Source organism: Pararoseomonas baculiformis, assembly GCF_017813395.1.
Classification (GTDB): domain Bacteria; phylum Pseudomonadota; class Alphaproteobacteria; order Acetobacterales; family Acetobacteraceae; genus Roseomonas; species Roseomonas baculiformis.
Genome location: NZ_JAGIZB010000072.1, coordinates 1 through 4,654, shown reverse-complemented (window position 1 = coordinate 4,654; position 4,654 = coordinate 1). Strand labels below are relative to the sequence as shown.

3 protein-coding genes are annotated in these 4,654 nt (G+C 59.3%); 1 reads left to right on the top strand and 2 read right to left on the bottom strand.

What is annotated here, in order from left to right; all coding sequences use genetic code 11:
* Positions 1-455: 455 nt before the first annotated feature.
* Both J8J14_RS24390 and J8J14_RS24385 read right to left on the bottom strand, forming a co-directional pair.
* Complete coding sequence (locus tag J8J14_RS24390; protein ID WP_209382135.1) at positions 456-1,151, bottom strand: CBS domain-containing protein; 696 nt, start codon at positions 1,149-1,151, stop codon at positions 456-458.
* A 317-nt stretch (positions 1,152-1,468) separates the two neighbouring features.
* Positions 1,469-2,350, bottom strand: coding sequence for a choice-of-anchor L family PEP-CTERM protein (locus tag J8J14_RS24385; protein ID WP_209382134.1), 882 nt, complete (start codon positions 2,348-2,350; stop codon positions 1,469-1,471).
* A gap of 791 nt (positions 2,351-3,141) precedes the next feature.
* Between J8J14_RS24385 and J8J14_RS25885 the strand changes: the two genes are divergently transcribed.
* On the top strand, positions 3,142-4,548 hold the full coding sequence (locus tag J8J14_RS25885) for a TniQ family protein (protein WP_209382132.1): 1,407 nt from the start codon (positions 3,142-3,144) through the stop codon (positions 4,546-4,548).
* Positions 4,549-4,654 lie beyond the last annotated feature (106 nt).

Sequence of the window (4,654 nt, the reverse complement as noted above, 5' to 3'; positions counted from 1 at the left end):
TGGCCCTTGGCCAGAGGACGCCGCAGGAATACCGTTCTCTGGCAAGCCCTTCAGGGGTGTCGGAGGGCTCCGTAGCCGTCGAAGGCTAACGCTGGATCTGGACCACCAAACCCAAGCGCCTCAATGGGCCAACTCTCTCATAACCCATGGAACCGCTTCCGGGGGCAGGCCAGTCTCGGGAGGCACCCTGTCGGTCGGCATGGCTCGGCTCCTCTCGGTGTGAATGCCCGATAAATGCCAGTTGTAAGAAGCGGTTGGCTGGCACCGATTCGGTAGAGCAACTCGACACGGGTTAGCTCTCATAGAGCAACCGATTGCAAATATTAGACCAGCGGCAATCTAAATATTACGCAACGCGTATTTTGGTTTATTGGGCCAGAGTGGGGGTAGATCGAGTGCAAGCGAATTCGTCAGTCCACGTCTTCTCCGCAAGACGGGAGCATTGTCGAAGCAGGTCAGGGACTAAAGACCACCGGCGGAAGCAGAGTGCGATCGACCACCTGCTTCACCCCAGGCACGTTTTCGGCAAGCACACGAAGGGCACGTCCAATTGTCTCAGTTTGGCGATACCCGGAGAACTCCACGACACCCTCCCGGACACCCACCGCAATGTTGCCCGTGTTGGCCCATTCCTCTCGTCTCATCGCCGCGAGCACAGCCCGGCGAATGTCCTCATCGGACAGTTCAACGGTTAGGCCACTTGCAGGCTCAACTAATGCGCGCACGAGGGCGGAGCGACTTACCAAACCAAGCAATCTGCCGGCTGTCGTCACCAGCACGCGGCGGATTTTGTGTTCCTCCATGAGGCGGGCAATGTGGGCTGCGCTGTCTTCAGGCCCGACTGTCACCACCTTCTTAGTCATGAGATCCCCGGCGGTGCGTCCGTGGCTGCGAGCATACCGCTCCGCCGCGATATTCGGGTTAGCGAGGACGCGAGTGAGCCATCCAGCACGGGGTCTCTCGTCTTCATCCACCAGGCGGCGGATAAGGTCAGCCTCCGTTACGATGCCTTCCAGCGCGCCTTGGTGGTCGACAACGGCCACCGTCGAGATGCCTCGATCCGCAAACATTCGAGCGATATCGGCTGCGGGAACTCCGGGCGGCACCGTGACAACGTCAGGGTCCATGAGATCGCGGGCAAGCATCTGCATCGCAGCGGCCTCCACTCATAGTTAACAAGAAACGCTGCGGAACTGACTGCTTTGTTGCGGGCGAATATCAACAGACCGTTAGCATGGCCGTAAGGAGCCGGCTTACTGCCACTTCGTCGTCCCCGGGCGCGGCCAGCACTGCCCTCCCGCCAGCCCCGAAGCCAAGACGGTCGAGGCGCGACAGGTCCAACCACCCGGATCCGAGGCCTTCGGTGATCGCGCGGATCCTTAAGCCGTGAGGAGCGCGTGGCCGAGGGGCTCAGGCCCACTGTAGAATGCGGCGGCGCCTCTCGCGAGGCGCCGCCCAGGGATGGCGCTTACGCGGTCTTCCGGCGACGACGGGCCCCGACGAGCCCGAGCAGGCCGAGGCCGAACAGCCCCAGAGACGCGGGTTCCGGAACGGGGGTGCCACCACCGTTGCCAATGCCGCCACCGCCGGTCGTCACACCTGCCGTCAGGCCGGATACGAACACCGAGCTGTCATAGATGGTGTCGTTCGTGTCGGCGATGGCAATCGCGATCGTATGCGAACTCAGGCTGGGATTCAGGAGGCCGGTCACCGTAAAGACGTTCGTCAGCCCATTGTAGGCGATGTCGTACACGCCGCCGCCGACAGGGTTGCTGATGAAGTTCGTCGGACTGCCAGGCGTGTTGGAGATCAGCTCACCGCTCGGAAACTTTGCGTAGTTCACCCCATCCACAAAGAAGCCGAAGATGTCCGTGACGGATTGCGTGGGGAACTCCTCGGTTCCGAATACGAACTGCATCGAAACCGAGTTCAAGCCTGCAGCGACCGTGAACGTGTACTCGATCACGTTCGCGTCCCAGGTGTTCGCGCCGGCCAGGGAGGAGAGAGGGGCATAGCTGCCGGTGCCGGTGGTGGCATTCGTGTTGTTCGAGGTGTTGCTCAGCGGCACATTGGCATTGCCGGTGCTGAGCACGACGCCATTCCCGAGCGAGAGCGTCGGCCCGGAGCCGGAGTTTGGCGCAAGGTTGAAGCCGGTGAAGGTGCCCTGCTGTGTCGCGCCACCGATCAGGTTGCTGCTGGTGATCGAGATACCGGAGGACGGGCTGACCAGCGCACCAGTCAGGACCGCGAGGTCATTCGTCGGCATGATAGCGACAGCATGGGCGCCAGCAGGCGCCAGTGCGCCAACGGCCAGTCCGAGTACGGCCGCGGTTGTCAGGAAGTGACGCATAGAAACTCCTTGGTCAAAAATTGACACCGCCTGCTCAGATTGAGCAGGCGCCGACGACCGAGCAAACTTCGGGCCGCACGCTAAGGTGTTGATTAAGAACGGACGCGTCGTGAAACTGGAGGGAATTTGTAATGAGTTCCGACGTTCCGCGGAGTAGAGTGGAACCCACTCCGTAGATGCCAAGGCTCTTACCCTATCCTCCTCCATTGAAGTGGTCCGTCCTGGGGTATGGCTTCGGGCCGGAGGAGGACGGAGATGGCGAGCAAGAGAGAGCTTGTTGCAGCGGTCGGCAACCGGGACGTGCTGAACCAGGCGCGTGTCCGCGGTTAGTTGATGCGGACGTAATCCGGGCGGCCCAGGTCCAACATGCGGTTGAGCGCCATCTGCAGGGCGCCTACGCCATTGGCGAGCGGCGGGCCTGCCACGCCACTGGGTTCCATCGTTCCTCGCAGCGCTACCGCTCGCGGCGAGACCCGAGCACGCAAAAGTGAGCGAAGCTAACCTCTGATTTCGCAAAAGCGGTGCTCAGCGAAGCTCTTGATCTAAACCGAGGGACCAATGGATTTCGTAACGACATCGCACAAAAAATCCGCGATGTAGTTGATAATGGGGGGAACTTCCCTCTGGTTTTTCGCATGATTGCCCCCGAAAAAGCATCTTGCCTATACCGTGATTGCGACGCATCGCCCAGGACGGACCAAGTTGGGCTCCCGCATCGATGCGCTGCTACCTCATCGCTTCAGGCGCTTCGCCTCGGTCAAAGCCGGAGAGGCTAACCTTGGAGTGCGGCTATGAATCCGTCGACCGGGAAGTCTGACGTGTTGCACCTCGGATATTTCCCAATGCCAGCGCGGCACGAGCTCCTGTCGTCCCTCCTCGCACGCTATCAAGCCGACGTTGGCGGCATTTCAGCCACGTCGGTCCAATTGCTCGCGTTCGGACGGGCAACCGCAAGGCAACAAGATCGGCTACTCCCGTATGCCCTCTCCGATATTTCGCAACGCCTCAGCCCCAGACTCCGCGACGCTAGGTCCTTGTTGGACGATCATACACATCTCCCACTTTATCGAGCTTTTGCGACACCAGAGCAAGCTGCAGCTCTCGAGAACGATATGCTCGCGCGACCCGGAGCTTCGAGCCTATTAACGAAGCTTAAACGGAGACTTAGCCGGCCGGCAGGACTCCGCTTATGCCCGGAGTGCATGCGGGACGACGTGAACCGAGTAGGAAGACCAACATGGAACCGACTCCATCAACTAAACTTCATCGAATTTTGCTCTGTCCACGGTATACGCCTGCGTGAATCGACAGCTGGAACAAGCGCAAAATTCCTTCTCGACGTAGCACCATATTCTGCGTCCGATTTGCCGGAAGTAACTCCACTCTTGCCTAAACGCATAGCACTTTCTGTCGCGCGGGATACCGAAAGATTGCTGGAATCAAAGCAGCCGATCGCCACGATTCCCGCACTGCGAGCGGCGATAGTTCGCCTACTACATGATTGTGGCTTTCGGACCTCTGCTGGAGAGGTCGACGTGTCTTCTCTGGACCAATACGTAGTCGAAAAAATAGGGTGCGCCGCCGCTGCCGCAGCTGGCCTACGCGTTGCTAGTGGCCCTAGTTTCGCACCTCTATACGCTGCGAGAGCTACCTCGTCTCGGATTTTCGCGAGACCTGAGCGCTTTTTGGTGCTCCTTGCAGTCCTTCGGTCAAACGTCACCGAGTTAACTTCTCTTACGCTGGAGAAGCAGCTTGAGTCCAGTAAGACGGTACCCTCGAAAATCGTCCGCAAGCCACCGCGACGGCTGGATGAATATCAGGCAGTTATCGAATCGCTAATTGCAAGCGGCGCCACACGGACTGAGATAAGGAATGCTGCAAGGTCGGCCTATTCAGCGATTATAGAATGGCGACCTGATTGGTGGCGCAAGATGGCGCCAAGATGGGTTTCACACCGTTCGCGCGACTGGATCGCCTCGGATCGCGCTTGGTCCCTTGCAATTCAACATTCTTCGGCAAGGCTCCTCAACTTTCAAGAATGCGGCGCGCGACCGCGCAGGCTGAGTTTCACGATGCTCAGGAAAGCCGCAAAGATTAGCGGAAGCTTCCACTCCTATCGCTCCGAGCTACCTTTGACCAGTGCGGCAATGGACAAGTTTGTAGAAGATCCAGAACGTTATCTAGTCGGCCTTGAATAACCTCCTCAGGCCGTCTGGATCGTAACCGGCTGGTAGTCTGGCCGACCCATTTTCTGAATGAGAGCGCCAAGGAGGGCGATCAAAAGGGTCCTGAGGTGGGCGAGGA

Excerpts from the sequence above, each read along its gene's own strand:
- J8J14_RS25885 (WP_209382132.1), top strand. The coding sequence starts at position 3,142 with ATGAATCCGTCGACCGGGAAGTCTGACGTGTTGCACCTCGGATATTTC.
- J8J14_RS24385 (WP_209382134.1), bottom strand. The coding sequence starts at position 2,350 with ATGCGTCACTTCCTGACAACCGCGGCCGTACTCGGACTGGCCGTTGGC.
- J8J14_RS24390 (WP_209382135.1), bottom strand. The coding sequence starts at position 1,151 with ATGCAGATGCTTGCCCGCGATCTCATGGACCCTGACGTTGTCACGGTG.